This is a genomic window from Salipiger sp. ABF4_146 (assembly GCF_056161345.1).
Genome location: NZ_JBSWYX010000004.1, coordinates 34,201 through 58,889, shown reverse-complemented (window position 1 = coordinate 58,889; position 24,689 = coordinate 34,201). Strand labels below are relative to the sequence as shown.

Annotated in this window: 21 protein-coding genes; 12 read left to right on the top strand and 9 right to left on the bottom strand. The window is 64.5% G+C overall.

The window, feature by feature from the left end:
- Nucleotides 1–69: 69 nt before the first annotated feature.
- The 4 genes from ACXAJT_RS07340 to ACXAJT_RS07325 all read right to left on the bottom strand — a co-directional run bounded on the left by ACXAJT_RS07340 (nt 70) and on the right by ACXAJT_RS07325 (nt 2,937).
- Nucleotides 70–192 carry a hypothetical protein gene (locus ACXAJT_RS07340; RefSeq protein ID WP_255455331.1) on the bottom strand — a complete coding sequence of 41 codons (123 nt, stop codon included), beginning with the start codon at nt 190–192 and terminating at the stop codon, nt 70–72.
- A 160-nt stretch (nt 193–352) separates the two neighbouring features.
- Nucleotides 353–754 carry an 8-oxo-dGTP diphosphatase MutT gene (gene mutT / locus ACXAJT_RS07335; RefSeq protein ID WP_475234281.1) on the bottom strand — a complete coding sequence of 134 codons (402 nt, stop codon included), beginning with the start codon at nt 752–754 and terminating at the stop codon, nt 353–355.
- An 89-nt stretch (nt 755–843) separates the two neighbouring features.
- The gene (gene argJ, locus ACXAJT_RS07330; protein WP_475234280.1) at nt 844–2,073 is read right to left on the bottom strand and encodes a bifunctional glutamate N-acetyltransferase/amino-acid acetyltransferase ArgJ; all 1,230 of its coding nucleotides are present in this window, start codon (nt 2,071–2,073) and stop codon (nt 844–846) included.
- Nucleotides 2,074–2,937: a peptidylprolyl isomerase gene (locus ACXAJT_RS07325; protein WP_475234279.1), complete on the bottom strand. Its 864-nt coding sequence runs from the start codon at nt 2,935–2,937 to the stop codon at nt 2,074–2,076.
- Nucleotides 2,938–3,121: 184 nt separating this feature from the next.
- On the opposite strand from ACXAJT_RS07325, the gene secA reads away from it, so the two are divergent.
- From secA to ACXAJT_RS07310, 3 genes are all read left to right on the top strand, one after another.
- Complete coding sequence (gene secA / locus ACXAJT_RS07320; RefSeq protein ID WP_475234278.1) at nt 3,122–5,842, top strand: preprotein translocase subunit SecA; 2,721 nt, start codon at nt 3,122–3,124, stop codon at nt 5,840–5,842.
- Between the two features lie 177 nt (nt 5,843–6,019).
- Nucleotides 6,020–6,991 (top strand): translocase, encoded by a 972-nt coding sequence (locus ACXAJT_RS07315; protein ID WP_475234277.1) that lies wholly within the window; start codon nt 6,020–6,022, stop codon nt 6,989–6,991.
- 22 nt (nt 6,992–7,013) lie between these two features.
- The gene (locus tag ACXAJT_RS07310; protein WP_475234276.1) at nt 7,014–8,588 is read left to right on the top strand and encodes a phosphate ABC transporter substrate-binding/OmpA family protein; all 1,575 of its coding nucleotides are present in this window, start codon (nt 7,014–7,016) and stop codon (nt 8,586–8,588) included.
- Nucleotide 8,589: 1 nt separating this feature from the next.
- Here ACXAJT_RS07310 and radC read toward each other — a convergent pair whose 3' ends face one another.
- The 3 genes from radC to dnaK form a co-directional block, all read right to left on the bottom strand.
- On the bottom strand, nt 8,590–9,354 hold the full coding sequence (gene radC / locus ACXAJT_RS07305) for a RadC family protein (protein WP_475234274.1): 765 nt from the start codon (nt 9,352–9,354) through the stop codon (nt 8,590–8,592).
- 119 nt (nt 9,355–9,473) lie between these two features.
- Nucleotides 9,474–10,637, bottom strand: a complete 1,164-nt coding sequence (gene dnaJ / locus ACXAJT_RS07300; protein ID WP_475234273.1) for a molecular chaperone DnaJ — start codon at nt 10,635–10,637, stop codon at nt 9,474–9,476.
- A 76-nt stretch (nt 10,638–10,713) separates the two neighbouring features.
- Nucleotides 10,714–12,645 (bottom strand): molecular chaperone DnaK, encoded by a 1,932-nt coding sequence (gene dnaK, locus ACXAJT_RS07295; RefSeq protein WP_475234271.1) that lies wholly within the window; start codon nt 12,643–12,645, stop codon nt 10,714–10,716.
- 219 nt (nt 12,646–12,864) lie between these two features.
- Here dnaK and ACXAJT_RS07290 point away from each other — a divergent pair, with 219 nt between their 5' ends.
- Nucleotides 12,865–13,470 carry an alpha-ketoglutarate-dependent dioxygenase AlkB family protein gene (locus ACXAJT_RS07290; protein WP_475234269.1) on the top strand — a complete coding sequence of 202 codons (606 nt, stop codon included), beginning with the start codon at nt 12,865–12,867 and terminating at the stop codon, nt 13,468–13,470.
- Nucleotides 13,471–13,477: 7 nt separating this feature from the next.
- On the opposite strand, the gene ACXAJT_RS07285 is transcribed toward ACXAJT_RS07290, so the two are convergent.
- The gene (locus ACXAJT_RS07285; protein ID WP_475234267.1) at nt 13,478–14,080 is read right to left on the bottom strand and encodes a COG3650 family protein; all 603 of its coding nucleotides are present in this window, start codon (nt 14,078–14,080) and stop codon (nt 13,478–13,480) included.
- A 121-nt stretch (nt 14,081–14,201) separates the two neighbouring features.
- Nucleotides 14,202–15,032, bottom strand: coding sequence for an ABC transporter permease (locus ACXAJT_RS07280; protein WP_475234265.1), 831 nt, complete (start codon nt 15,030–15,032; stop codon nt 14,202–14,204).
- Between the two features lie 121 nt (nt 15,033–15,153).
- Here ACXAJT_RS07280 and cysQ point away from each other — a divergent pair, with 121 nt between their 5' ends.
- The 8 genes from cysQ to ACXAJT_RS07240 all read left to right on the top strand — a co-directional run bounded on the left by cysQ (nt 15,154) and on the right by ACXAJT_RS07240 (nt 24,619).
- Nucleotides 15,154–15,951: a 3'(2'),5'-bisphosphate nucleotidase CysQ gene (gene cysQ, locus ACXAJT_RS07275; protein ID WP_475234262.1), complete on the top strand. Its 798-nt coding sequence runs from the start codon at nt 15,154–15,156 to the stop codon at nt 15,949–15,951.
- A 7-nt stretch (nt 15,952–15,958) separates the two neighbouring features.
- Nucleotides 15,959–17,215, top strand: a complete 1,257-nt coding sequence (locus ACXAJT_RS07270; RefSeq protein ID WP_475234261.1) for a glycosyltransferase family 2 protein — start codon at nt 15,959–15,961, stop codon at nt 17,213–17,215.
- Between the two features lie 92 nt (nt 17,216–17,307).
- Nucleotides 17,308–18,204, top strand: coding sequence for a UTP--glucose-1-phosphate uridylyltransferase GalU (galU, locus tag ACXAJT_RS07265; protein WP_475234259.1), 897 nt, complete (start codon nt 17,308–17,310; stop codon nt 18,202–18,204).
- Between the two features lie 17 nt (nt 18,205–18,221).
- Nucleotides 18,222–19,205, top strand: a complete 984-nt coding sequence (galE, locus tag ACXAJT_RS07260) for a UDP-glucose 4-epimerase GalE (protein ID WP_475234257.1) — start codon at nt 18,222–18,224, stop codon at nt 19,203–19,205.
- The gene (locus ACXAJT_RS07255; RefSeq protein WP_475234255.1) at nt 19,165–20,406 is read left to right on the top strand and encodes a glycosyltransferase family 4 protein; all 1,242 of its coding nucleotides are present in this window, start codon (nt 19,165–19,167) and stop codon (nt 20,404–20,406) included. Before galE ends, ACXAJT_RS07255 begins: the two co-directional genes overlap by 41 nt.
- Before the next feature lie 51 nt (nt 20,407–20,457).
- The gene (locus tag ACXAJT_RS07250) at nt 20,458–21,468 is read left to right on the top strand and encodes a glycosyltransferase family 2 protein (RefSeq protein WP_475234253.1); all 1,011 of its coding nucleotides are present in this window, start codon (nt 20,458–20,460) and stop codon (nt 21,466–21,468) included.
- A gap of 13 nt (nt 21,469–21,481) precedes the next feature.
- Nucleotides 21,482–23,182 (top strand): DUF5927 domain-containing protein, encoded by a 1,701-nt coding sequence (locus ACXAJT_RS07245; protein WP_475234251.1) that lies wholly within the window; start codon nt 21,482–21,484, stop codon nt 23,180–23,182.
- A 6-nt stretch (nt 23,183–23,188) separates the two neighbouring features.
- Nucleotides 23,189–24,619 carry a sulfotransferase family 2 domain-containing protein gene (locus tag ACXAJT_RS07240; RefSeq protein WP_475234249.1) on the top strand — a complete coding sequence of 477 codons (1,431 nt, stop codon included), beginning with the start codon at nt 23,189–23,191 and terminating at the stop codon, nt 24,617–24,619.
- Nucleotides 24,620–24,689: the final 70 nt, after the last annotated feature.

The following is a 24,689-nucleotide window of genomic DNA, read 5'->3' as shown; positions in this document are numbered from 1 at the left end:
AGCGCAAAAAAATACGAGCCGCCCGTTTCGGGGCGACTCGCAAATCGTTGACTTCTAGGGGCGTGAAAATCAGACCGGGCGCCCGGTGAAGAGCTGCTGCCCGACACGCACCATGATGCGTCCATCGGGGAGAGTCTTCTCAAGAAAGCCCTGGACCGAAATGCAGCTACCCATGATGATGGTGCGCAACATGTTGTGTCCTCAACTAAAACCTTGTGCAGTAACTTTTTACCGCATGCGCGCAGTCAAAACTACACTTAAGTTGCACAATTCTGTTTCATTACTAGGCAATTCCGCACTTTTTTGCGCTGAATTTATGGTCAATCAGGCCGAAACCGGAGAATCCCCTTGCCTATAGCAGATCTCGAAGAATCGGGATCAGAGGGATATCGGCAGGCGGCATCGGATAGGTCGACAAGTCCTTTGCCCGCGCCCATTTCAGCACTTGGCCTTCCTGCGCCTGCGGCACGCCCTGCCATTTGCGGCAGGCAAAAAGCGGCATCAACAGATGGAAATCATCATAGGCATGCGAGGCGAAAGTCAGCGGTGCGAGACAGCTGTCCCAGGTCTCGATTCCCAGCTCCTCGTGCAATTCCCGGATAAGGGCCGCTTCGGGAGTTTCGCCGGCCTCGACCTTGCCGCCGGGAAACTCCCAGAGCCCGGCCATGGACTTGCCTTCGGGGCGCTGCGCCAGCAACACGCGGCCCTCCACGTCGATCAGGGCAACGGCGGAAACGAGGACGATCTTCTTCATGGAGCGGCGCTTTCGGCTGGGTCGGGAAAGCGAGGGGCCTGCCCCTCGCGCTCCCCGGGATATTTGCCTCTAGACGAAGAGGCAACCGCTCAGGAGCGGTAGTCAGCGTTGATGCTGATGTAGCCGTGGGTGAGGTCACAGGTCCACACCGTGGACGCGCCCTGCCCGAGCCCAAGATCGACCGAGATGGTGATCTCTGGCTCTTTCATCAGCCGCGCGCCGTCTTCCTCGCGGTAGTCCGGCGACACCCACCCCTGCTCGGCCACCAGCACATCTCCGAAGCGGATGGTCAGCAGGTCGCGATCTGCCGCTGCGCCGGATTTGCCGATCGCCATGACGATGCGGCCCCAGTTCGGGTCCTCGCCAGCGATCGCGGTTTTCACCAGCGGCGAGTTGGCGATGGCCATGGCGTGGGTGCGGGCATCCGCATCGCTTTCCGCACCGGTCACATTGACCGTGACGAATTTGGTGGCGCCTTCGCCGTCCTTCACCACTTGATGCGCGAGATCGAGGAAGACCTCCTCGAGCGCTGCGGCGAAGGCGGTATCGGCCTCGGTCACCTCGACGCCAGAGGCGCCGGTGGCGCCCATCAGCAGCGTGTCGGATGTGGAGGTGTCGCTGTCGACGGTGATGCAGTTGAAGCTGCGATCATTGATCTTGCTGACCAGCGTCTGCAGCAGCGGCTGCGGCACCTTGGCATCGGTGAACACATAGACCAGCATCGTCGCCATGTCGGGCGCGATCATCCCCGACCCCTTGGCAATGCCCGCGATCTTCACCTCGCCGCCCGGCAGGCTGACTGTCACAGCCTTGCCCTTCGGGAAAGTGTCGGTGGTCATGATCGCCTTGGCCGCGCCGGAGATACCGCCCGCTTCGAGCCCGGCGACAAGCTCTTCCACCTTCGCGGTGATCCGCTCGTGCGGCAGCGGCTCGCCGATCACGCCGGTGGACGACGAGAACACCCGGGTTTCCGGCAGGCCAGTGGCGGCGGCGACCGCCTCGGTCACCGCGCGGGTGGACGTGATGCCGTTCTTGCCGGTGAAGGCGTTGGAATTGCCCGAGTTGACGATGATCGCCGCGCCCTCATCCGAGGCCGCGCCGATCTTCGCCTGACAGTCCAGCACAGGGGCGGACCGTGTGGCCGAGCGGGTGAAGACCCCCGCCATGGTGCTGCCCGCGTCGAGCTGGGCCAGCATGACGTCGGTGCGCCCCGCATAACGCACCCCGGCGGCGACAGAGGCGAACCGCACCCCGTCGATCACCGGCAGTTCAGGAAAGGCCGCGGGGGCCAGCGGGGAAACGGCGAGGGTCTTGGCCACTCACTCCTCCAGAAGCTCGAAGTTGGACAGAACCGAGGGATCGATCTCGCCGGCCTCGGTGCGGGTGATCTCGGCGCCCGAGATGGCCTCGTCCATGTAGGACTGCACCGCCGCCTGCTGCACCTGTTGCGCGATCTGGTCGCGCACCTCGTCGAGGGCCGGCGCTTCCTTGGCGCGGGTCTCGTTGAGCTTGATCACGTGCCAGCCGAACTGGGTCTGCACCGGGGTCTCGGTGATCGCGCCGGTTTCCATCCCTTCGACCGCCGCTTGGAACGGCTCGACCATCATGCCGGCGCTGAACCAGCCAAGTTCGCCGCCGTTGGGACCGGAGGGACCGGTCGACTTCTCTTGCGCCACTTCGGCGAAATCGGCGCCGCCCTGCAGATCTTCGATGATCGCATTTGCCTCTTCCTCGGTTTCCACGAGGATGTGCGACGCGTTGAACTCCTGCCCCTGATCGGCATTGGCGTACTGCGCGTCATAAGCGGCCTGGATCGCCTCGTCGGTCACCGCGTCTTCGGCCACGGCCGAAACGGTCTCGGCGGCCATCAGCGTGCGGCGCTCGGTGGCCATCGACAGCTTTACGCGGTTGGTCTCGACCGCCTTTTCGTCCTGCGCCAGCACCTCTTGCTGCACCAGCTGGTCGAGGATGCCGCTCCAGAGCACGTCATCGCCAAGCTGCTGGTACTGGTCGGGCAGGCCGGCGCGGATGATCAGCATCTCGCCCAGGGTGATGTCCTGGCCGTTCACCGTGGCGACGACGGTCTCGGCGCTCGGCTCTTCGGCTTGCTCCTGCGCGTGAAGCGGCAGCGCGAACGTCAGGGCAAGCGCGGCCGCGCCCAGTTTGGTGAGGGTTTTGGGCATCTAGGCGTCCTTCCTGTTGGCCGCCCGCCACCGGGCGGCGTTGACACTTACCAACCTGCCGCTTACATCGCCAAAAGGCTCTGCAAGGCCGGTCGTTCCCCTGTGTCATATGGGTTGAGTGCGAGGCGGGCAAGCGGATGCCTCACGCAGAACACGACTTTGTCAGACAGGACAGGCAGGCCACATGCTCGGAATGGGAAAACTCGCGCGGAAGGTGTTCGGCACCCCGAACGACCGCAAGATCAAGGCCACCCGACCTCTGATCGCTCAGATAAACGCGCTGGAACCCGAGTTCGAGGCTCTTGATGACGCTGGGCTGATCGCCAAGACCGAGGAGTATCGCAAGCGCGTTGCCGACGGCGAAAGCCTCGACAAGCTGCTGCCCGAGGCCTTCGCCAACTGCCGTGAGGCGGCGAAACGAGCGCTTGGCCTGCGCGCCTTCGATGTGCAGTTGATGGGCGGCACCTTCCTGCATCAAGGTAACATCTCCGAGATGAAGACCGGTGAGGGCAAGACGCTCGTCGCCACCTTCCCGGCCTATCTGAACGCGCTGACCGGCAAGAGCGTGCACGTGGTCACCGTCAACGACTATCTCGCCCGCCGCGACGCCGAATGGATGTCGAAGGTGTTTGGCGCGCTCGGTATGACCACCGGTGTGGTCTACCCGCAGCAGCCCGAGGCCGAGAAGAAGCAGGCCTACGCCTGCGACATCACCTACGCCACGAACAACGAGCTGGGCTTCGACTACCTGCGTGACAACATGAAGGCCGAGCTGGATCAGATGATGCAGCGCGGCCACGGCTTTGCCATCGTCGACGAGGTGGACTCGATCCTGATCGACGAGGCGCGCACGCCGCTGATCATCTCCGGCCCCTCGCAGGATCGCTCGGATCTCTATGTGTCGATCGACCGGCTGATCCCGGAACTGCCCGAGGACGCCTATACGCTCGACGAGAAAACACGCAACGTCACCTTCACCGACGAAGGCAACGAGGCGCTTGAGGATATGCTGCATCGCCGCGGCATCCTCGAAGAAGGCCAGACGCTCTACGACCCGGAAAGCACCACCGTGGTGCACCACGTCAATCAGGGCTTGCGCGCGCACAAGCTCTACACCCGCGACAAGGACTACATCGTCCGCGACGGCCAAGTGGTGCTGATCGACGAGTTCACCGGCCGCATGATGGCCGGTCGCCGCCTGTCGGACGGTCTGCATCAGGCGATCGAGGCGAAAGAGGGCTGCCAGATCCAGCCCGAGAACGTCACCCTCGCCAGCGTCACTTTCCAGAACTACTTCCGCCTCTACGACAAGCTGTCGGGCATGACCGGTACGGCGCTGACAGAGGCTGAGGAATTCGCCGAGATCTACAAGCTGGGTGTGGTCGAAGTGCCAACCAACCGCCCAATCGCGCGGATCGACGATGACGACAAGGTCTATCGCACCGCCGGCGAGAAATTCGCCGCGATCACCGAAGAGATCAAGGTCGCCCACGAAAAGGGCCAGCCGGTCCTCGTCGGCACCACGTCAATCGAGAAATCCGAGATGCTGTCGCAACTGCTGACGCAGGCCGGGCTGAAGCACAACGTGCTCAACGCCCGTCAGCACGAGCAGGAGGCGCAGATCGTCGCAGATGCCGGCAAGCTGGGCGCGATCACCATCGCGACGAACATGGCGGGCCGCGGCACCGACATCAAACTCGGCGGCAACTTCGAGTTTCAGGTGATGGAGGCCATCGCCGCCAGCCCCGACGCCGACCCCGAGGACATCCGCCAGAAGCTCGAGACCGAGCACGCCAAGGCCGAAGCGGAAGTGAAAGAAGCCGGCGGTCTTTTCGTGCTGGCCACCGAGCGCCACGAAAGCCGCCGCATCGACAACCAGCTGCGCGGCCGTTCCGGTCGCCAGGGCGACCCGGGCCGCAGCTCGTTCTACCTGTCGCTGGAAGATGACCTGATGCGCATCTTCGGCTCCGAGCGGCTCGACAAGGTACTGTCCAAGCTCGGCATGAAGGAAGGCGAGGCGATCATCCACCCGTGGGTGAACAAGTCGCTGGAACGCGCGCAGGCGAAGGTCGAGGGCCGCAATTTCGACATCCGCAAGCAGCTGCTTAAGTTTGACGACGTGATGAACGACCAGCGCAAGGTGATCTTTGCGCAGCGCCTGGAAATCATGGAGGCGCAGGACCTGTCGGAGATCGCGCAGGACATGCGCCACGAGGTGATCGACGAGCTGGTCGACACCTATGTGCCCGCCAAGGCCTATGCCGACCAGTGGGACATGCAGGGCCTCTACGCTGCCTGCATCGAGAAGCTGGGCATCGACCTGCCGGTCATCGCGTGGGGCGAAGAAGAGGGCGTCGACGCCGAGACCATCCGCGAGCGCATCGAAGAGGCCACCGACAAGCAGATGGCCGAGAAGGCCGAAGCCTTTGGTCCCGACACCATGCGCCAGATCGAGAAGCAGGTGCTGCTGCAGACCATCGACCAGAAATGGCGGGACCACCTGCTGACGCTCGAGCACCTGCGCTCGGTGGTGGGCTTCCGCGGCTACGCGCAGCGCGACCCGCTCAACGAGTACAAGACCGAGGCGTTCCAGCTGTTCGAGTCGATGCTGGAATCGCTGCGCGAGCGCGTCACAGAGCAGCTCGGCCGGGTCCGCCCGATGACCGAAGAAGAGCAAAAGCAGATGTTGCAGCAGATGGCCACGCAGCAGGCCGAGCAACAGCGCGTCGCCGAGCAGGCCAAGGCCGTGGGACCGAGCGAAGCCGCCGGCACGCCCGAAGCGCATGAGCCGTTGGTCGCGGGCTTTGACGAGAGCGATCCCGCGACATGGGGCAACCCCAGCCGCAATGACCCCTGCCCCTGCGGCTCGGGCAAGAAGTTCAAGCACTGCCACGGCAGCCTCTGAACCTCTCGACAGCACTGACGGAACGGCGGGGCGGGTCCGCGGCACACTATGTCGCAGGCCCGCCCCGATGACTCCGCGGCATTGCCCAACCAGCGCCTCTTTTCTCAGACAGACTGTTTTCCGGACCAGTTCGAGTGGCCGTGTCTCTGGCCAGGGTTAAGAGTGATGGGGGAGTTCATGGGACGGATGAAGACCTACAGGCTTGGCGCCGTGACGATTTGCGCCGCAGTCGCCATCGGTTTTGCGATGCAGCAGTACGACGCGCGCGACACAGCGCCCGCCGCATTGCAGATCGCACAGATCGAAGACACCTCCTCGGCGACCCTGCCGCGGCTGCCCGCCGACCGCGCCGCCGAAACCGCGCTGCCAAAGGCGCAGGTCCATCTCGCCTCAGCCGCCACGGACCCCGCTGCCAGCGCGCCCGGTCTGCCATCCCGGCTGCCGGAGGAAACTTCGCTGGCCGCCCCTGACTGCAGCGTTCAGATGAGTGCGCGCACCGGGGCCGGGGCCATCGTGGCGCTGGACATCGAGGCCCCCTGCTACGCCTCCGAGCGCCTGACCATCCATCACAACGGGCTGATGTTCACCGAGGTGACCCAACCCGACGGCACCCTGCGGGTGAAAGTGCCTGCGCTGGCCGAAAATGCGCTGTTCATCGCGGCCTTTGCCAATGGCGACGGCCAGACCGCCATGGCCGAAGTGCCCGCCCTGCCCTTCTACGATCGCGTCGTGCTGCAGTGGCGCGGGGACAGCGGGCTGGCACTTCACGCCAACGAATTTGGCGCCCGCGGGACCGAGACCGGCCATGTCTGGGCCGCCGCCGCGGGCGATCTCACCCGCACCGCGCAGGGCGAAGGCGGCTTCCTGACCCGGCTCGGCGACGCCGACAGCCCCGATCCCCGCATTGCCGAGGTTTATACGTTCCCCGCCGCCGCCGCGCAGACCGAAGGCGCCGTGGCGCTGACCATCGAGGCCGAGATCACCGGCGCCAACTGCGGCCAGCAGATCGAGGCGCAGATGCTGGAACGTCGGGTCGGTGGCAGCCTGCGGGCGCGCGACCTTACGCTCGCGGTCCCCGATTGCAGCACCACCGGCGATTTTCTGGTGTTGAAAAACCTGCTCGAAGACCTGAAGATCGCCGCAAAGTAGAACGAGCGGTCAAGAGGCCCAGATGAGACAGGTCCGTGCGGCGATCCTCGCCGCACTTTTCATTCCGGGCGCCCTCACCGGCATGGCTTTCGGCACAGCCGCAGAAGCGCAGGACGTCACCCTGCGCTCGCGCGATGGCGGCATCGAACTGAGCGGCACGATGCTGGGGTTCGATGGCGAGTTCTATCGCATCGACAGCCGCTACGGCGAACTCACCGTCGACAGCTCTGGCGTGCTTTGTGAAGGCGTCGGCTGCCCCTCGCTCACCGATTTCGTGGCCGAGCTGCGCATCTCCGGCGCCGCCACCATGGGCGAACTTCTGATGCCCGCGCTGATCGAGAGCTTTGCGCAGCGCAACGACTATACCGCCGCCCGCAGCACGCTGGAGGGGGGCGGCACGCGCTTCACGCTCAGCGATCCCGAGCGGGTTATCGGTCGTTTCGACGTCGCCCCGTCGAGCACCGGCGAAGGCTTTGCCGATTTGCTGGCCGATGAGGCCGACATCGCCATCGCGCTGCGCGAGATCCGGCCTGCCGAACGTGAGCTGGCGCAGGCTGCCGGTTTGGGCGATCTTGATGCGCCGAACCGCAGCCGCGTGCTTGCGCTGGACGCGCTGATCCCCGTCGTCGCGCCGCAGAACCCCGTCAGTGCAGTAACCCTGCCGGATCTGGCGCATGTCCTGTCGGGCGAGATCAGCAACTGGCAGACCCTTGGTGGGCCCGACGCGCCCATTGTCCTGCATCTTCCCCCCGAAGGCTCGGGACTGGTGCAGGCGCTCGAAGACCAGTTGCTGCAGCCCCCATCCCTGACCATGCGCAGCGCCGAAACCCGGCGCCACGCCAACGCCGCCGCCTTGTCCGAGGCGGTGACGGCGGATGCGCTGGGCCTCGGCTTCGTCAGCGCCGCCGAGGTTGGCAACGCCCGGCCTCTGGTGCTGAGCGGCAGCTGCGGCTTTCACCTTCGCGGCAGTCGGCAGGCGATCAAGACCGAGGATTACCCGCTGACCACGCCGGTGTTTGTCTATCTGCCCGCCCGGCGGCTGCCGAAGCTGGCCCGCGAGTTCCTGGAGTTCACCCGCTCCGCCCCGGCGCAGATCGTCATTCGCCGCGCCGGTTTCGTCGATCAGACCCCCGAGGAACTGCTGCTTGACGCGCAGGGCGACCGGCTCGCCAACGCCGTGCAGGTGGCCGAAGGCGAAGAGGGGCTTGCTGAACTCAAGCGGCTGGTCACCACGTTGTCGCCCATGCGGCGGCTCACCACTTCGTTCCGCTTCGAGCCCAATTCCGCCCGGCTGGATGCGCAGTCACGCTCAAACGTGCAGCAACTGGCCCGCGCGCTGGAACTGGGGGAATATGCCGGGCGCACGCTGGTTTTCGTCGGCTTCTCGGATGGGCAAGGACCGGCGGCAGGCAATCTGGAGATCGCCGCGGAGCGCGCCGCCTCGGTGCGCGATGCCGTGCGGACCGCTGCCGAAGCCACCGATCTGGCGGGCATCACGATGGACACCGATGCCTTTGGCGAGGCGATGCCCATGGCCTGCGACGAGACCGTCTGGGGCCGTGAGGTGAACCGCCGCGTCGAGGTCTGGCTGCGTTGAGCTAGAGCAGCCCCTCGGCGCGAAAACTCAGTTCCTGCGAGCGGCCGATCACCAGATGATCGTGCAGCGTGATCCCCATGACCGACGCCGCTGCCTCGATCTGGGCGGTCATCTCGATATCCGCGCTGCTTGGCGTGGGGTCGCCCGAGGGGTGGTTGTGGACAAGGATCAGCGCGCTGGCGTTAAGCTCAAGCGCGCGTTTCACCACCTCGCGTGGGTAGACCGGCACATGATCCACCGTGCCGCGCGCCTGCGGCTCATCGGCGATCAGCACGTTCTTGCGGTCAAGAAAGAGGATGCGGAACTGCTCGGTCTGCTGGTGTGCCATGGCGGTCTGGCAGTAAGCCAGCAGCGCCTCCCACGAGCTGACAACCTGCCGCTGCAGCACCCGGCTGCGCGCCAGCCGGTGCGCCGCAGCTTCGACGATCTTCAATTCAAGGACCACGGCCTCCCCCACCCCCTGCACATCGCGCAACCGCGCAGGCGGAGCCGAGACCACCGCGTTGAAATCGCCAAAACGGTCCAGCAACCGCCGTGCGAGCGGTTTCACATCCTGACGTGGGATCGCACGAAACAGCACCAGTTCAAGCAGTTCATAGTCCGGCATCGCATCGGCGCCGCCCTCGAGAAACCGCGCGCGCAGGCGCTTGCGGTGATCGCGGATGTAGGACGGCAGCGCCCGCCCACCGGGCACCGGCTGCACCGGTGCCTCGTCATGGGCGAAAAGCGAGGGCTGGCCGTCCGAAAAATGGCGCGGGCGAGTCATCGGCGCAGCATGGCGGCGGCGTGGTTAGAAAACCCTTAAACAGCGCGGGACCGGCTGGTGCCAAAACGAAAACGGCGCGGGAAACCCCGCGCCGTCTTTGATCTCGAAGAGGCCGAGTTTCAGCCCTTCATCGAGTCCCAGAAACCTTTGACCGAAGAGAAGAAGCTCTTCGATTCCGGGTTGTTGTCCTCGGACTGCCCTTCGAACTCGCGCAGCAGTTCCTTTTGCCGCGACGTGAGGTTTACCGGGGTCTCGACCGCCAGTTCGATGAACATGTCACCCGTGCCGCCGCCACGCAGCGAGGGCATGCCCTTGCCACGCAGGCGCATCTGCCGGCCCGACTGGCTTCCGGCGGGGATTTTCACCCGGCTGCGGCCACCGTCGATCGTCGGCACTTCGATGTCGCCGCCAAGCGCGGCGGCGATCATCGACACCGGCACACGGCAGTGCAATTCGGTGGCCTCGCGTTCGAAGATCTCGTGCTTTCTCACTTCGATGAAGATGTAGAGATCGCCCGCAGGACCGCCACGCATGCCCGCCTCGCCTTCGCCGGCAAGACGGATGCGGGTGCCGGTCTCGACACCTGCGGGAATGTTCACCGACAGGGCGCGCTCTTTCTGCACCCGGCCCTGACCGCCACAGGCATTACAGGGGTTCTTGATGATCTGGCCCAGCCCCGAACACGTGGGACAGGTGCGCTCGACGGTGAAGAAACCCTGCGTGGCGCGGACCTTACCCATGCCCGAACAGGTCGGGCAGGTCACCGGCTCGGCGCCGCCTTCGGCACCCGAGCCACTGCACTCATCGCATTGCACCGAGGTCGGCACGTTGATGGTCTTCTGCAGGCCGTTGTAGGCCTCTTCGAGCGTCACACGCAGATTGTAGCGCAGGTCGGCACCGCGCGCAGCGCGCGTGCGTCCGCCGCCGCCACCGCGGCCACCGCCCATGAAATCGCCGAAAAGATCGTCGAACACGTCGGAGAACGCCGAGGCGAAATCGCCCTGCTGGCCGAATCCGCCGCCTCCGCCGCCCGGACGGCCACCGCCGCCCATGCCGCCCTCAAAGGCCGCATGACCGAACCGGTCGTAGGCCGCCTTCTTGTCGGCGTCCTTGAGAACCTCATAGGCCTCGTTCACTTCTTTGAACTGAGCTTCTGCGTCAGGGTTGTCCGCGTTCCGGTCGGGGTGAAGTTCCTTCGCCTTCTTGCGATAGCCCTTCTTGATCTCGTCCGCGGAGGCCCCTTTGGCGACGCCGAGCAGCTCGTAATAGTCACGCTTGGACATCCATGCCCTCCTTGGCCCGGAACAGAAAAGGGCCGGTCCGGCATCCGGACCGGCCCCCGTCTGGTTCCGCTATGGCTTAGCTGCGCTTGCGGTCATCGAGGTCTTCGAAATCCGCGTCCACGATGTTGTCGTCATCCGACGTGCCCGACTTGTCGGCGTCGTCGGCATCGGCCTCGGGGGTGCTTTCACCCTGCTCGGCCTGCGCCTTGTAGATCGCCTCGCCCAGACGCATGGCCGCTTCGGTCACGTTCTGGATGCCAGCCTTCAGCTTCTCGCCGGTGACATCGTCCTTCTCGAGATCGTCCTTAAGCGCCGACAGCGCCAGTTCGATGGCCTCGATGGTGGACGGGTCGACCTTGTCGCCGTGGTCCTCGATCGATTTCTCGGTCGAGTGGATGAGGCTTTCCGCTTGGTTGCGGGCCTCGACCAGCTCTTTGCGCGCCTTGTCGGCCTCGGCGTTCTCTTCGGCGTCCTGAACCATCTTCTCGATGTCGGAGTCCGACAGACCGCCCGACGCCTGAATGGTGATCTTCTGCTCTTTGTTCGTGCCTTTGTCTTTGGCCGAAACAGAGACGATGCCGTTGGCGTCGATGTCGAAGGTCACCTCGATCTGCGGCAGGCCGCGCGGTGCCGGCGGGATGTCCTCTAGATTGAACTGGCCGAGCAGCTTGTTGTCAGAAGCCATCTCGCGCTCGCCCTGGAAGACGCGGATCGTCACGGCCGACTGGTTGTCTTCGGCGGTGGAGAAGATCTGCGACTTCTTGGTCGGGATCGTGGTGTTGCGGTCGATCAGGCGGGTGAACACGCCACCCAGCGTCTCGATGCCCAGCGACAGCGGGGTCACGTCGAGAAGAACAACGTCCTTCACGTCACCCTGCAGAACACCAGCCTGAATGGCGGCGCCCATGGCAACCACTTCGTCCGGGTTCACACCCTTGTGCGGCTCTTTGCCGAAGAACTTCGTCACTTCTTCGAAGACTTTCGGCATACGGGTCTGACCGCCAACCAGAACGACTTCGTCGATCTCGTCTTTGGTGAGGCCGGCATCCTTCAGCGCGGCCTGGCACGGCTTGATCGACGCTTTGATCAGGTCGGACACGAGGCTTTCCAGCTTCGCACGGGTCAGCTTCATGACCATGTGAAGCGGCTGGCCGTTCGAGCCCATCGAGATGAACGGCTGGTTGATCTCGGTCTGGCTGGAGCTGGACAGTTCGATTTTGGCTTTCTCGGCAGCTTCTTTCAGACGCTGCAGGGCCATCTTGTCCTTGGTCAGATCGACCTGGTGCTCTTTTTTGAACTCGTCCGCGAGGTAGTTGACGATGCGCATGTCGAAGTCTTCGCCACCGAGGAACGTGTCGCCGTTGGTGGATTTCACTTCGAACAGGCCATCGTCGATCTCGAGGATGGTCACGTCGAACGTACCGCCGCCAAGGTCATACACGGCAATCGTCTTCGACTCTTTCTTGTCGAGGCCATAGGCCAGAGCAGCCGCGGTCGGCTCGTTGATGATGCGCAGCACTTCGAGGCCAGCGATCTTGCCGGCGTCTTTGGTCGCCTGACGCTGCTGGTCGTTGAAGTAGGCGGGCACGGTGATGACCGCTTGGGTCACCTCTTCGCCGAGATAGCTCTCGGCGGTTTCCTTCATCTTGCCGAGGATGAAGGCGGAGATTTGCGACGGCGAGTATTTCTCGCCCTTGGCTTCAACCCAGGCATCGCCATTGCCGCCGTCCACGATGTTGTAGGGGACGATCTTCTGGTCCTTGGTCACTTCCGCATCGGTGGTGCGGCGACCGATCAGACGCTTCACGGCGAAGATGGTGGCTTCGGGGTTGGTGACGGCCTGCCGCTTTGCGGGCTGGCCGACAAGACGTTCGTCGTCGGCGAAGGCGACGATCGACGGGGTGGTACGTGCGCCTTCGGCGTTTTCGATCACACGTGCCTGGCTGCCGTCCATGATGGCGACGCAGGAGTTCGTGGTGCCGAGGTCGATACCGATCACTTTGCCCATGATTCGATCCCTTTCCAATTCAAGGCGATGACGCGAGGCGTCGGACCCGTTACGGCATCCAGCCCCGCTTGTTGAAGAAGCCGTCCGGCGGGGGCCTCGCGGCGTTCGAAGGGTATATAAGGAGGGGGTTTGAACGCTGCAAGCGGCTGTGGCGGGGCTTTGCCTGCATTTGGGGGGAATTTCTTTGCACGCCGTGGCGGAATGCCACAAAACGGGGCCATGACCTCCCCTCTCGACATCCGAGGCTTCAAGCTGTTCCAGGGATTTCTTGACCGTCCGGCTCAGGAAGCGCTCGTAGGCACGCTGCGCGAGCTGCTGCGGCAGGCGCCGCTTTACCAGCCGGTCACGCCGCGCGGGCAGAAGATGTCGGTCCGGATGAGCGCCGCGGGCCGGTTTGGCTGGGTCACCGACCGCCGCGGCTATCGCTACGAGCCGCGCCACCCCGAAGGCATCGACTGGCCGCCGATTCCCGCACAGGTGCTGGCGATCTGGCGTGCGGTCTCGAACAGCCCCCGCGATCCCGAGTGCTGCTTGATCAACTGGTACGGCGAAGGCGCGCGCATGGGGCTGCATCAGGACAAGGACGAGACGGATTTCGACTGCCCCGTGGTCTCGGTCTCGCTGGGCGACGAGGGGCTGTTTCGCATGGGAAATGAGGCGCGCGGCGGCAAGACCGAGTCGGTCTGGTTGAAATCCGGCGACGTGGTGGTGATGGGCGGCGCGGCGCGGCTCAAGTATCATGGCGTCGATCGCATCCGCTTCGGCTCGTCCAGCCTGCTGCCGCAGGGCGGGCGGATCAATCTGACGCTGCGCGTGGTGACCTAGGGCCGCCCTACCGCGACAGCTCGCAGCAGCCGCCAAACGTGCCCGCGATACGTCCGGTCAGCACCAGCGTGGCCGAAAGACCGTAGAGCCGGTCCGACATGCCATCGCTGCACTGCGCTTCGGGGCTGGCAACCAGCACCGCTTGCAGATTGTCGGCGCCCGCCACAGCCGAGAAGGGCCGCGTCATGCCACTGGCGGCTTCGATCGGCCCGGCCAGCAGCGTCTCACTGCCGTCGGGCGTCTGCCATGTGGCCGTATCGCCCTGCCGGACCTCATAGGACCAGAACGGCTCGGTGCCGAAACAGCGCAGCCCGGCCACCTGCGGCAAGGTCCCGTCTTGGGCCGGCGACAGGAAGGACATGGACACCCAGCCCACGCCCTCGCCGCTCACCACGCGCCCCCACGTCCCCGCATCATCGAGCGCGCTGACCTGCACATCGCTGGCATTGGGCGCGAGCGTCTCCAGAGTCTCGGCATCTACGGAAGGCGCTGCTCGGACATTGAGGATGTCATCTGCCGCCACGCCCGACACGTCATAGAAGCCCGGCAGATCTTGCGCCGTAACCTGAGTGGCGCTCAGCAGCGCCGCCGCAATGATAAGCTGTCGCACTCTTGCTTCCTCCGAAACGTCCCGCCCGCACCAGACTGCGCAAGATTGCGTCCCGCGTCCAGTCTCGCAGCCAGCGCCCGCTTCCGCACGCAGGACGCGCGAGCCCCCCGGATCCGCAGTTTCAGCGCCGCGCCGCCCAAGACGCCGAGGCGTGCTTGCGGGTGTAGAACTCGCCCATCAGCCCGATCATGATCAGCACGATCGACACCCACAGCGCATATTCCCAACTGGAGTTGCGCGGAAAGTAATTGGCAAAAGCATAGCCGCGGGACTGGTCGATAGTGTGGAACAGCGGGTTCCAGTCGAAGATCGCCAGCATGCCCGGCGTCAGCGAATTGGCCACGAACATCTTGCCCGAGGCGATCATATTGGCGCGCTGATAGACCGTGGTGAGGATCGACACCGGCGTCGGAAACCACGGCTTCGCCGCCAGCAGCACCATGCCGATCGCCGCGCCCGAGAACCATGACAGCAGCAGCATCGCCATCGCGCCGATGGGGTCGTGAATCTCTGACATGACGAAGGGATTGAACGCCACGTCGTAGACGAACAGGATGGCAAAAAGCGACAGCACCTGAATGTAGAGCGTCGACAGCATGGCAGAGGCGATGGAAATCGCCGTGTTCATCGGCGCGTGCTGCATCATCGGGCTGGCTGGCCCTTCTGACCCTGCCACTGCGCCCAGCGTCTTGGTGTGGGTCATGTAAAGAAAGACCCCGGTCATGATGTAGATCATGAAATCCCCACGGATCGCCGTGCCGCGCATCCCGAGGATCTGGAACATGAAGTAGAAGGCCAGCACGAAGATGATGGTCTGCAGCATGTTCATGAAGATCGCCATGAAGGCATTGCCGTGGCTCTTCCGGACAGCGCGAACCGAATTGTGGTAGATCAACTCGAAGATGTAGAGGGCCGATCCCAGCCGAGAGCGCGGCTTCGAGGTCTGAAACATGGCAACACTGCTCCGGTACTGGCAGAAAAGGACGGGTCTTCTTGCCCATCTCGATGCAGCGCAGCATAAGAGTCGCAGGCTTTCAAATCAATAAATCCGCGCCGCGGAAGGGAGTACCGCCTTGAATTACGAAAACCTTGTTGCCGTGATCCGTCGCCTTGCGCTCGAAGCGGGGGACAAGATCATGGAAATTTATAATTCTGATGATTTCGAAGTTAAGTCCAAGTCCGACGCCAGCCCCGTCACCGCAGCCGACGAGGCCGCAGACGCACTTATCTCGGCTGGCCTGCGCGAAGCCTTCCCCGACCTGCCGCTGGTGACCGAAGAGCAGGCCGACAGCCATGACATCGACGCGATGACCTTCCTGATCGTCGATCCGCTCGACGGCACCAAGGAATTCGTCAACCGGCGCGGCGATTTCACCGTGAACATCGCGCTGGTCGAAAACGGCGTACCGACCTTTGGCGTGGTCTACGCCCCGGCCCGCGACCGCATGTTCTACACCGACAGCGTCGGAAATTCGGTCGAGGAAATGGGACCGTTCGACAAGGAAACCCCCGGCGAGACCACGCCGATCAAGGTCAGCGCGCCCGACAATTCGGCGTTGCTCGTTGTCGCCTCGAAATCGCACCGCGATCAGGCCACCGACGACTATATCAACAAATACAGCACCGCCGACATGAAGAGCGCCGGCTCGTCGCTGAAGTTCTGCCTCGTGGCCACCGGCGAAGCCGACCTCTATCCGCGCCTTGGCCGCACGATGGAGTGGGACACCGCCGCAGGTCAGGCCGTGCTGCAGGGTGCCGGCGGCCGCGTGGTGCGCTTCGACGACCATACGCCGCTGTCCTATGGCAAACCGGGCTTCGCCAACCCGTTCTTCATCGCCTATTCGCCTGACGTCGCGCTGAAAGAGGCGTGATCCGGGCATGACCGCCCTGCCGGTCAGCGTGGTGATCGTCAGCCGCGGACGTCCCGCGGCCCTCGATCTTTGCCTGACCGGTGTTGCGCAGCTCGACCACCCGGCCTTCGAGGTCGTGGTGGTCGCCTGCCCCAAAGGCGCGGCGGCGGTCGCCGCACGGGCCGACCGCCCCCACATCAAGCTCGTTCCTTTCGACGAGCCCAACATTTCCGACGCACGCAATCTCGGACTCGCGCATGCGGCGGGAGAGATCGTTGCCTTCATCGACGATGATGCCGTGCCGGAGCCGCTGTGGCTGCACCATCTCTGCGCGCCCTTTGCCGATCCCAAGGTGGCCGCCGCGGGAGGTTTCGTGCGCGGTCGCAACGGCATCTCTTTCCAATGGCGCGGGCGCTCGATTGGCGCGGACTTGCGCGAGGAAGATCTGCGGCTGGCGGGCAGCGACCCGCATGTACCGGAAATGCAGCCGGGCCGAACGCTCAAGCTGCAGGGCACCAATATGGCCCACCGGCGAGAGACATTGGCAGACATGGGCGGCTTCGACCCGGCCTTTCGCTTCTACCTCGACGAAACCGACCTCGATTTGCGCCACGCCACCGCCGGGCATCGGGTCGCCGTGACACCGCGCGCCGAAGTACATCATGGCTACGCCGCCAGCAGCCACCGCGCCAGCGATCGAACACCGCTTGATCTTTCCGAAATCGGGGCCTCGATCCACGCCTTCCTCTTGCGGCATTCGCCGGTCGATCGGCACCGCGAAATCTGGGCAGACCAGCGCGCGGAGCAACGCAGGCGCTTACTGCGCCTGATGCAGCGCGGACCGCTCGGAGCCGATGATGTCGCGCGTTTGCTGAAGGGGCTCGACGCGGGCTTTCAAGCCGGCGCGCAGCGGACGCCATCGCCTTTGCCGCCCATCGAGAGCAGCGGCTCGGACTTCCGCCCCTACCCCGGCCTGCCGGGGGCACGGCGGGTTACACTTGCCGGGCCACCATACCGACGCGCCGCGCTCCGACAGGCGGCGCAGAGCCGCACAAAAAACGGCGACATCGTGACACTGCACCGCTTTTCGCACACAGCGCTTTATCACCGTGTCCGATTCCGCCCAGAGGGCTACTGGGAGCAGACCGGTGGCCTGTTCGGGCGCAGCGAAAGGACAGAAAAACTCTTTCGTTTCTGCCGGTTTTCCAACCGTATCGCCACCGAAAACGCCCGCGTTGAGACGGTGCGCGGGGCAAGCCGCGCTTTGCCCTTTCACAGGGCATAGATTTACTTTTACGCTGTCACAGCAATATGATTGTTATCAATTGATTCACGCTGGCTGCACTGTGCTCAGCACACGTCTAAGGAGCAAATTCCATGTCGCGCAAAGTTTCAAAAGCGATTTTTCCCGTGGCGGGTTTGGGGACCCGTTTCCTGCCCGCAACCAAGTCAGTCCCGAAAGAGATCATGACACTGGTTGACCGTCCGCTGGTACAATACGCGATCGATGAGGCCCGCGCCGCGGGCATCAAGGAGTTCATCTTCGTCACCTCGCGCGGCAAGGGCGCGCTCGAGGATTATTTCGACCACGCTCCGCAGCTCGAGCAGCAGCTTGAAGCCAAAGGTAAGGACAAGCTTCTGGAAACGCTGCGGTCCACCAACATGGACTCGGGCGAGATCGCCTACATCCGCCAGCACAAGGCGCTTGGCCTTGGCCACGCGATCTGGTGCGCGCGCCGCCTGATCGGCGACGAGCCGTTTGCCGTGATGCTGCCCGACGACGTGATCGCCGCCGACAAGCCCTGCCTGCAGCAGATGGTCGAAGCCTACGAGGAAGTGGGCGGCAACATGGTTGCGGCGATGGAAGTGCCCTCCGACAAGGCCTCGGCCTACGGTATCCTCGACGTCGAAGAAGACATGGGCTCGCTCGTCTCGGTGAAGGGCATGGTCGAAAAGCCGAAAGCTGGCGAAGCGCCGTCGAACCTCGCGGTGATCGGCCGTTACATCCTGTCGCCGCAGATCCTGCAGAACCTCGAAGACAAGCAAGTCGGCGCGGGCGGCGAGATCCAGTTGACCGATGCCATCGCCAAGCAGATCGGCAGCGAGGACGACGGCGTCTACGGCTTCCGCTTCAACGGCCAGCGGTTTGACTGCGGCTCGAAAGCCGGCTTTCTGCAGGCCACCGTTTCCTTCGGTCTCGAGCGCGACGAACTGCGCGACGATCTTGAGGCCTACCTGCATGAAGTGATCTCTGCGCGCAAAGCCGCGCAGTAAGGGCAGCGAAACCCCTTATGGCAAACGTTCTGGTGACGGGTGGCGCGGGCTATATCGGCTCGCACGCCTGTAAAGCTTTGAAAAAGGCGGGCTATACGCCCGTCACCTATGACAATCTGGTCACCGGCTGGGAACAGGCGGTGAAATTCGGGCCCTTCGAAAAAGGCAGCCTCTCGGACCGCGCGCGGCTCGACGAGGTCTTCGCGACGTACCAGCCGGTCGCAGTGATGCATTTCGCCGCGCTCAGTCAGGTTGGCGAGGCCATGTCCCAGCCCGGGCTCTACTGGCGCAACAACGTCGAGGGCTCGCTGACGCTGATCGAGGCCGCCTGTGCCGCGGGCTGCAAGAATTTCGTCTTCTCCTCGACCTGCGCCACCTACGGCGAGCATGACAACGTCGTGCTCGATGAAGACACCCCGCAGTTCCCTCTCAACGCCTACGGGGCCTCGAAGCGCGCGGTGGAGAACATCCTGCGCGACTTTGCCGCCTCAGACGGGCTGAACCACGTGATCTTCCGCTACTTCAACGTCGCGGGCGCCGATCCCGAGGGCGAGGTGGGCGAGCACCACCGCCCCGAGACTCACCTGATCCCGGTGATGCTCGAGGCGATTGACGGCAAGCGTCCGGCGCTGACCATCCATGGCACCGATTACGACACGCCGGATGGCACCTGCATCCGCGACTACGTGCATGTGATGGATCTGGTGGATGCGCATGTGCTCGGGCTGAAATGGCTCGAAGCTGGCAAGCCATCTTCTGTGTTCAACCTCGGCACCGGCAAAGGGTTCTCGGTGCGCGAAGTGATCGACGCATCGCGCGCAGTTACCAATCGCGAAGTGCCGCACTCCGAAGGGCCACGTCGCGCCGGGGATGCCACGAAGCTGGTCTCCGGCTCGACCCGCGCGCTGGCCGAGCTTGGCTGGGAGCCTGCTCGGTCCACCATGCCCAAGATGATCGAAGATGCGTGGAACTGGCACCTCAACGGGCACTACGATCGCTGAGAGCGGCTCGCCGCCAGCGCGCCTGCTGGATCTGACACGGCTCGCCAGCCGCGCGGGCCGGGTGATGACCGGCGTGGATCGTGTGGAATACGCCTATCTGGACCGGCTCCTATCGGAGCCGGTTCCGCTTTTTGCGCTAGTAAAAACCTCGCTGGGCTACCTGCTTCTGGATGGTGCAGGCTGCGCCGAGGTGAAATGGCGCCTCGACGCGCGGGATTGGCCCGCCCCCGATTTTCTGGCCCGCGCGGCGCGCCGAAACGATCCGGCCCGCGCAGGTGCTGAGAGCGCGCTGCGCCGCATCGCATGTGGCCGCGCCCTGCCCTCTCTGCTCGGGCCGATGCTGCGGCGGCAACTGCCCGAGGGGACGGTCTATCTCAACACCGGACACAGCAATTTCTCGGACCGGGTGATCGCCGCCGTCAGGCAAATGCCCGCTGCCCGGATCGCGGTGCTGCTGCACGACACCATTCCGCTCGACTGGCCACAGTTCCAGCGCGACGGCAGCGTCGAGAACTTTGGTGCTTTCCTGCGCCGGGTGGGCAAAAGCGCCGATCTGGTGATCTGCAATTCCGAGGTGACCCGCGCCGACATGGCCCGGCATCTCGCAGGCGAGCGCGTTCCCGACAGCATCGTCGCACATCTGGGGGTGCCGCGCCCAAGTCCCGCCACCGCACCAAAGGGCGCATGGACCGGGCAGCCGTATTTCGTCGCACTCGGCACAATCGAGCCGCGCAAGAACCACGCGTTGTTGCTCGACATCTGGCGCGATCTGACACCGCCTGCGCATCTGCTGATCTGCGGCCAGCGCGGCTGGCAGAACGAAGAGGTCTTCGCCGCCCTCGACGCAGGCATCCCCCGCGTCCACGAACTGCCCGGCCTTGACGATGGCGCAACCGCCGCCCTGCTGCAGCACAGCGCCGGCCTGCTGTTTCCCAGTCATGCCGAAGGTTACGGCCTGCCGCCGGTCGAAGCGGCAGCCTTGGGCGTGCCCGTGCTCAGCGCGCCACTGCCGGTGGTGCACGAAGTGCTGGGCGACAATCCGGTTTACGCAGACGAATCGGACCGATATCTTTGGGCCGCAAGAATAAGGCAAATGGCCAAAGGGTATCGGGAGCAACCGGACGGGATGAACCGGGTGCGGGCGGCGTTCGCCCCGCCAACGTGGGACGCCCATTTCAAAGCCGTGTTAACCCTGATCTGATAGCTGGCGCCAAGCCGGCCGCGGGGCCTCGCCCCGAACGAGGGATAGTGAGTGGGTGCATGGCAATCATACAGGCTCCGGCTGCAGCGCAAGCGCTGGCTGATCCGGGCCCTGCGCAAACGGCGCGAACTGAGCCCTGTGGCCAACCGCACCGACCGCATCCGCCCCTCCGATCTGATCGTGTTCTGCACCGCCCGCAACGAAGGGGTGCGCCTGCCGTGGTTCCTCCAATACTACCGCGACATGGGCGTGAACCACTTCGTCATGGTCGACAACGACAGCACCGATGGCTCGCTCGACTACCTCAGGGCGCAAGAGGATGTCTCTGTCTGGCACACCCGCGCCAGCTACAAGCGCGCACGCTTCGGCATGGACTGGATCAACTGGCTGCTGCGCAAATACGGCGACGGGCACTGGGTGCTTGTCGTCGATCCTGACGAGCTGTTCCTCTACCCGTTCTGCGACACCCGCCCGCTGCGCGCGCTGACCGACTGGCTCGACGCCTCGTCGATCAAAAGCTTCTCGGCCATGCTTCTCGACATGTACCCCAAGGGCCGGCTCGACGCGCAGCCCTATAAGGCCGGGCAGGACCCGCTGGAGATCGCCGCGTGGTTCGATGCCGGCAACTACTCGGTCAAACGGAACAAGCGCTTTGGCAACCTCTGGATCCAAGGCGGGCCGCGGGCGCGCATGTTCTTTGGCGACCGGCCCGAGCGCGCGCCTGCGCTCAACAAGGTGCCGCTGGTCAAATGGGACAGGCGCTACGCCTATGTCAGTTCGACGCATATGCTCCTGCCGCGGGGGCTCAACCTCGTCTACGATGAATGGGGGGGCGAAAAGGCCTCGGGGCTGCTGCTGCACACCAAGTTCCTCGACACATTCAACGCCAAGGCCGAGGAGGAACTGAACCGCAAGCAGCACTATGCCGGGTCCACCGAGTATATCGCCTATGCTGAAGCGGTCCGCGACAACCCCGATCTGTGGTGCAAGTGGTCCGAGAAATACATCAACTGGCGGCAGTTGGAGATTCTGGGCCTGATGTCCAAAGGCAATTGGGCATGACCGGGGCGCAGCGATGAGCGTGGGGATCCTCATGCTGGTGCACACCGCCTTTGATCGCGCCGAGCAGGTGGCGCGGCACTGGGCACGGGCGGGCTGCCCGGTGGTGATCCATGTCGACGGCAAAGTGCCGCAGCAAACCTATGACGCTTTCACGACGGCTCTGGCAGACCTGCCGGACGTGCTGTTTTCCCCCCGCCACCGCTGCGAATGGGGCACATGGGGGCTGGTCGCCGCCAGTCAGGACGCCGCAGAGCTGATGCTGGACCGTTTCGCGGGGGTGCGTCACGTCTATCTCACGTCCGGCTCCTGTCTGCCGCTGCGCCCGGTAGAGGAGTTAATCTCCTACCTCGACGCCCGCCCGCAGACCGATTTCATCGAAAGCGCCACCACCGCCGACGTGCCATGGACGGTGGGCGGGCTTGATGACGAGCGGTTCACGCTCTTCTTTCCATTCTCTTGGCGGCGCAACCGCTACCTCTTCGACCGGCTGGTCGAGGCGCAGCGCGCGCTGCGCATAAGCCGGCGCATCCCAAAAGGGATCGTGCCGCATATGGGCAGCCAATGGTGGTGTCTGACCCGTCAGACCCTCTCGGCGATCCTCGAAGCCCCGCAGCGCCGCCGTCGCGAACGCTATTTCAAACGGGTCTGGATCCCCGACGAGAGCTATTTCCAGTCTCTCGCGCGGCTCTATTCGCGCAACATCGAGAGCCGCTCGCTGACGCTGTCGAAGTTCGATTTTCAGGGCAAGCCGCACATCTTCTACGACGATCATCTGCAGCTGCTGCGCCGGTCGGACTGTTTCGTTGCACGTAAGATCTGGCCGCATGCAGAGCGGCTCTATCAGGCCTTCCTGACCCATGCGGAAAGCGCCGAGAACCGGCAGGAGCCGAACCCCGGCAAGATCGACCGCATCTTCGCCAAGGCGGTCGACCGCCGGACCCGCGGGCGCGTGGGGCTCTACATGCAGTCCCGCTTTCCCAATTTTGGCTGGGAGAACGGGATGACTGCCGCCCGCTATTCGGTCTTCCAAGGCTTTGCCGAGCTCTTCGAGGACTTCGAACACTGGCTCGGGCGCACCACCGGGGCGCAGGTGCACGGGCACCTCTTCGCGCCCGAGCGCGCCGAGTTCGCGGGCGGGCAAAGCCTGCTGAATGGCGCACTGCCAGACACCCCCGCCTATCGCGACTGGAACCCACGGGCCTTTCTCACCAACCTGATCTGGAGCACGCGCGGCGAACGGCAGTGCTTTCAGTTCGGCCCGCATGACACGCCCGACATCATGTGGGACATGGCCCGCGACCCCAACGCCCAGATCAGCGTGATCTCGGGCGCATGGGCGGTGCCGCTGTTCCGATCAGGCGAGGCTTTCCCGGTGCTGCGCGCCGAGGCCGCCGCCCTGCAAAAGGCCGAGCATGCGCTGCTCGATCAGTTGCGCTCGCCCGACGCCAAGGCGCGGATCCGCATCTGGACCATGGCCGAGTTCATCGAGGCGCCGATGGAGCCGCTGCAGATGATCATCGACGAGATCGGCCAGAAAACCCCGCGCCGACTGGCCGAGGCGCCGGTGATGCGCGATCTCGATGGCTTCGGGCGGTTCCTGCAGCAACTGAAGAACCAGGGCATGCATCCCTACCTCATGGGGGACTTCCCGGTCGAACCGGCCCCCCGCCCCAGCGCCTCGCCGGCGCGCAAACCCTACCTCGTGAAGAACTGAGCTTTCATGTCCGACCGCTTCGACTGTTTCGTCGTCTTTGCCGAGATGCGCACCGGCTCGAATTTCCTCGAGACCAACCTCAACGCGATGGACGGGCTGACCTGCCACGGCGAAGCGTTCAACCCGCATTTCATCGGCTACCCAAACTCCGGCGATATCCTCGGGATAAGCCAAGCCGAGCGTGACGCCGACCCGATGCGCCTGTTGCGGGCGATCCGGCACGACACCCCCGGCGGGATGGGCGGCTTCCGTTTCTTCCACGACCACGACGCCCGTATGCTGCAGCCGCTGCTTGAGGACGCGCGCGTGGCCAAGATCGTGCTGACCCGCAACCCCGTGGAAAGCTACGTCAGCTGGAAGATCGCGCAGGCCACCGGCCAGTGGAAGCTGACCAACGTCAAGAAACGCAAGGATGCGCAGGCGCAGTTCGACGGGCCAGAGTTCGAGGCGCATCTGGCGCGGCTGCAGGACTTTCAGGTGCATCTGATGCAGAGCCTGCAAGTGACCGGGCAAACCGCCTTTTACGTCGCCTACGAGGACCTTCAGAACGTCGCGGTGATGAACGGGCTGGCAAAGTGGCTGGGGATCCCGGCGCGGCTCGATGCGCTGGATGCCTCACTCAAGCGGCAGAACCCGCAGCCGGTGGCCGAGAAGGTCGCCAATCCCGCCGAGATGGAGCGCGCGCTCGCCCGGCTCGACCGCTTCAACCTCGCGCGCACGCCAAGCTTCGAGCCGCGCCGCGGACCCGTCGTGCCCTCTTACGTCGCTGGGGCCGAAACGCCGCTGATCTACATGCCGATCCACTCGGGCCCCACAGACACCGTGCGACGCTGGCTTGGCGAACTCGATAACGTCTCCGACGCCGCGCTGACCACCCGGTTCACCCAGAAGACCCTGCGCCAATGGAAACGCGCCCGTCCGGGCCATCGCGGCTTTACCGTGGTGCGCCACCCGCTGTCGCGCGCGCATGAGGCCTTCTGCAGCAAGATTCTCGACACCGGCCCGGGTGGGTTCGCCCGTATCCGCAAGACGCTGCGCCGCGCCCACGGGCTGCCCCTGCCCGAAGGCGCTCCCGGCCCCGACTATTCCGCAGAGCAGCACCGCGCTTGCTTCGAGGCGTTCCTGCGCTTTGTGAAGGCGAACCTCGCTGGTCAGACCGCGCTACGGATCGACGGGCATTGGGCCTCGCAGAGCCAATGCCTGCAAGGCATGGCCGAGTTCACCCTGCCCGACATGATCGTGCGCGAGGATGAGATGGCCGTCTATCTGCCCGCCTTGGCCATGCAGGTCGGCCACCCGGCGCCGCCGGAACCGCAGACAGAGGTGGCGACCACACCCTACGCGCTCGCCGACATCTACGACCCAGACCTCGAGGCGCTGGCCCGCGATGTTTATCAGCGCGACTATCTGATGTTCGGCTTCCGCGACTGGGGCTGAGGGCGGCCCGCCGCCCCAACCGACACCGCAAAAGAAAAGAGCGGACATTTCTGCCCGCTCCCCCAATGGT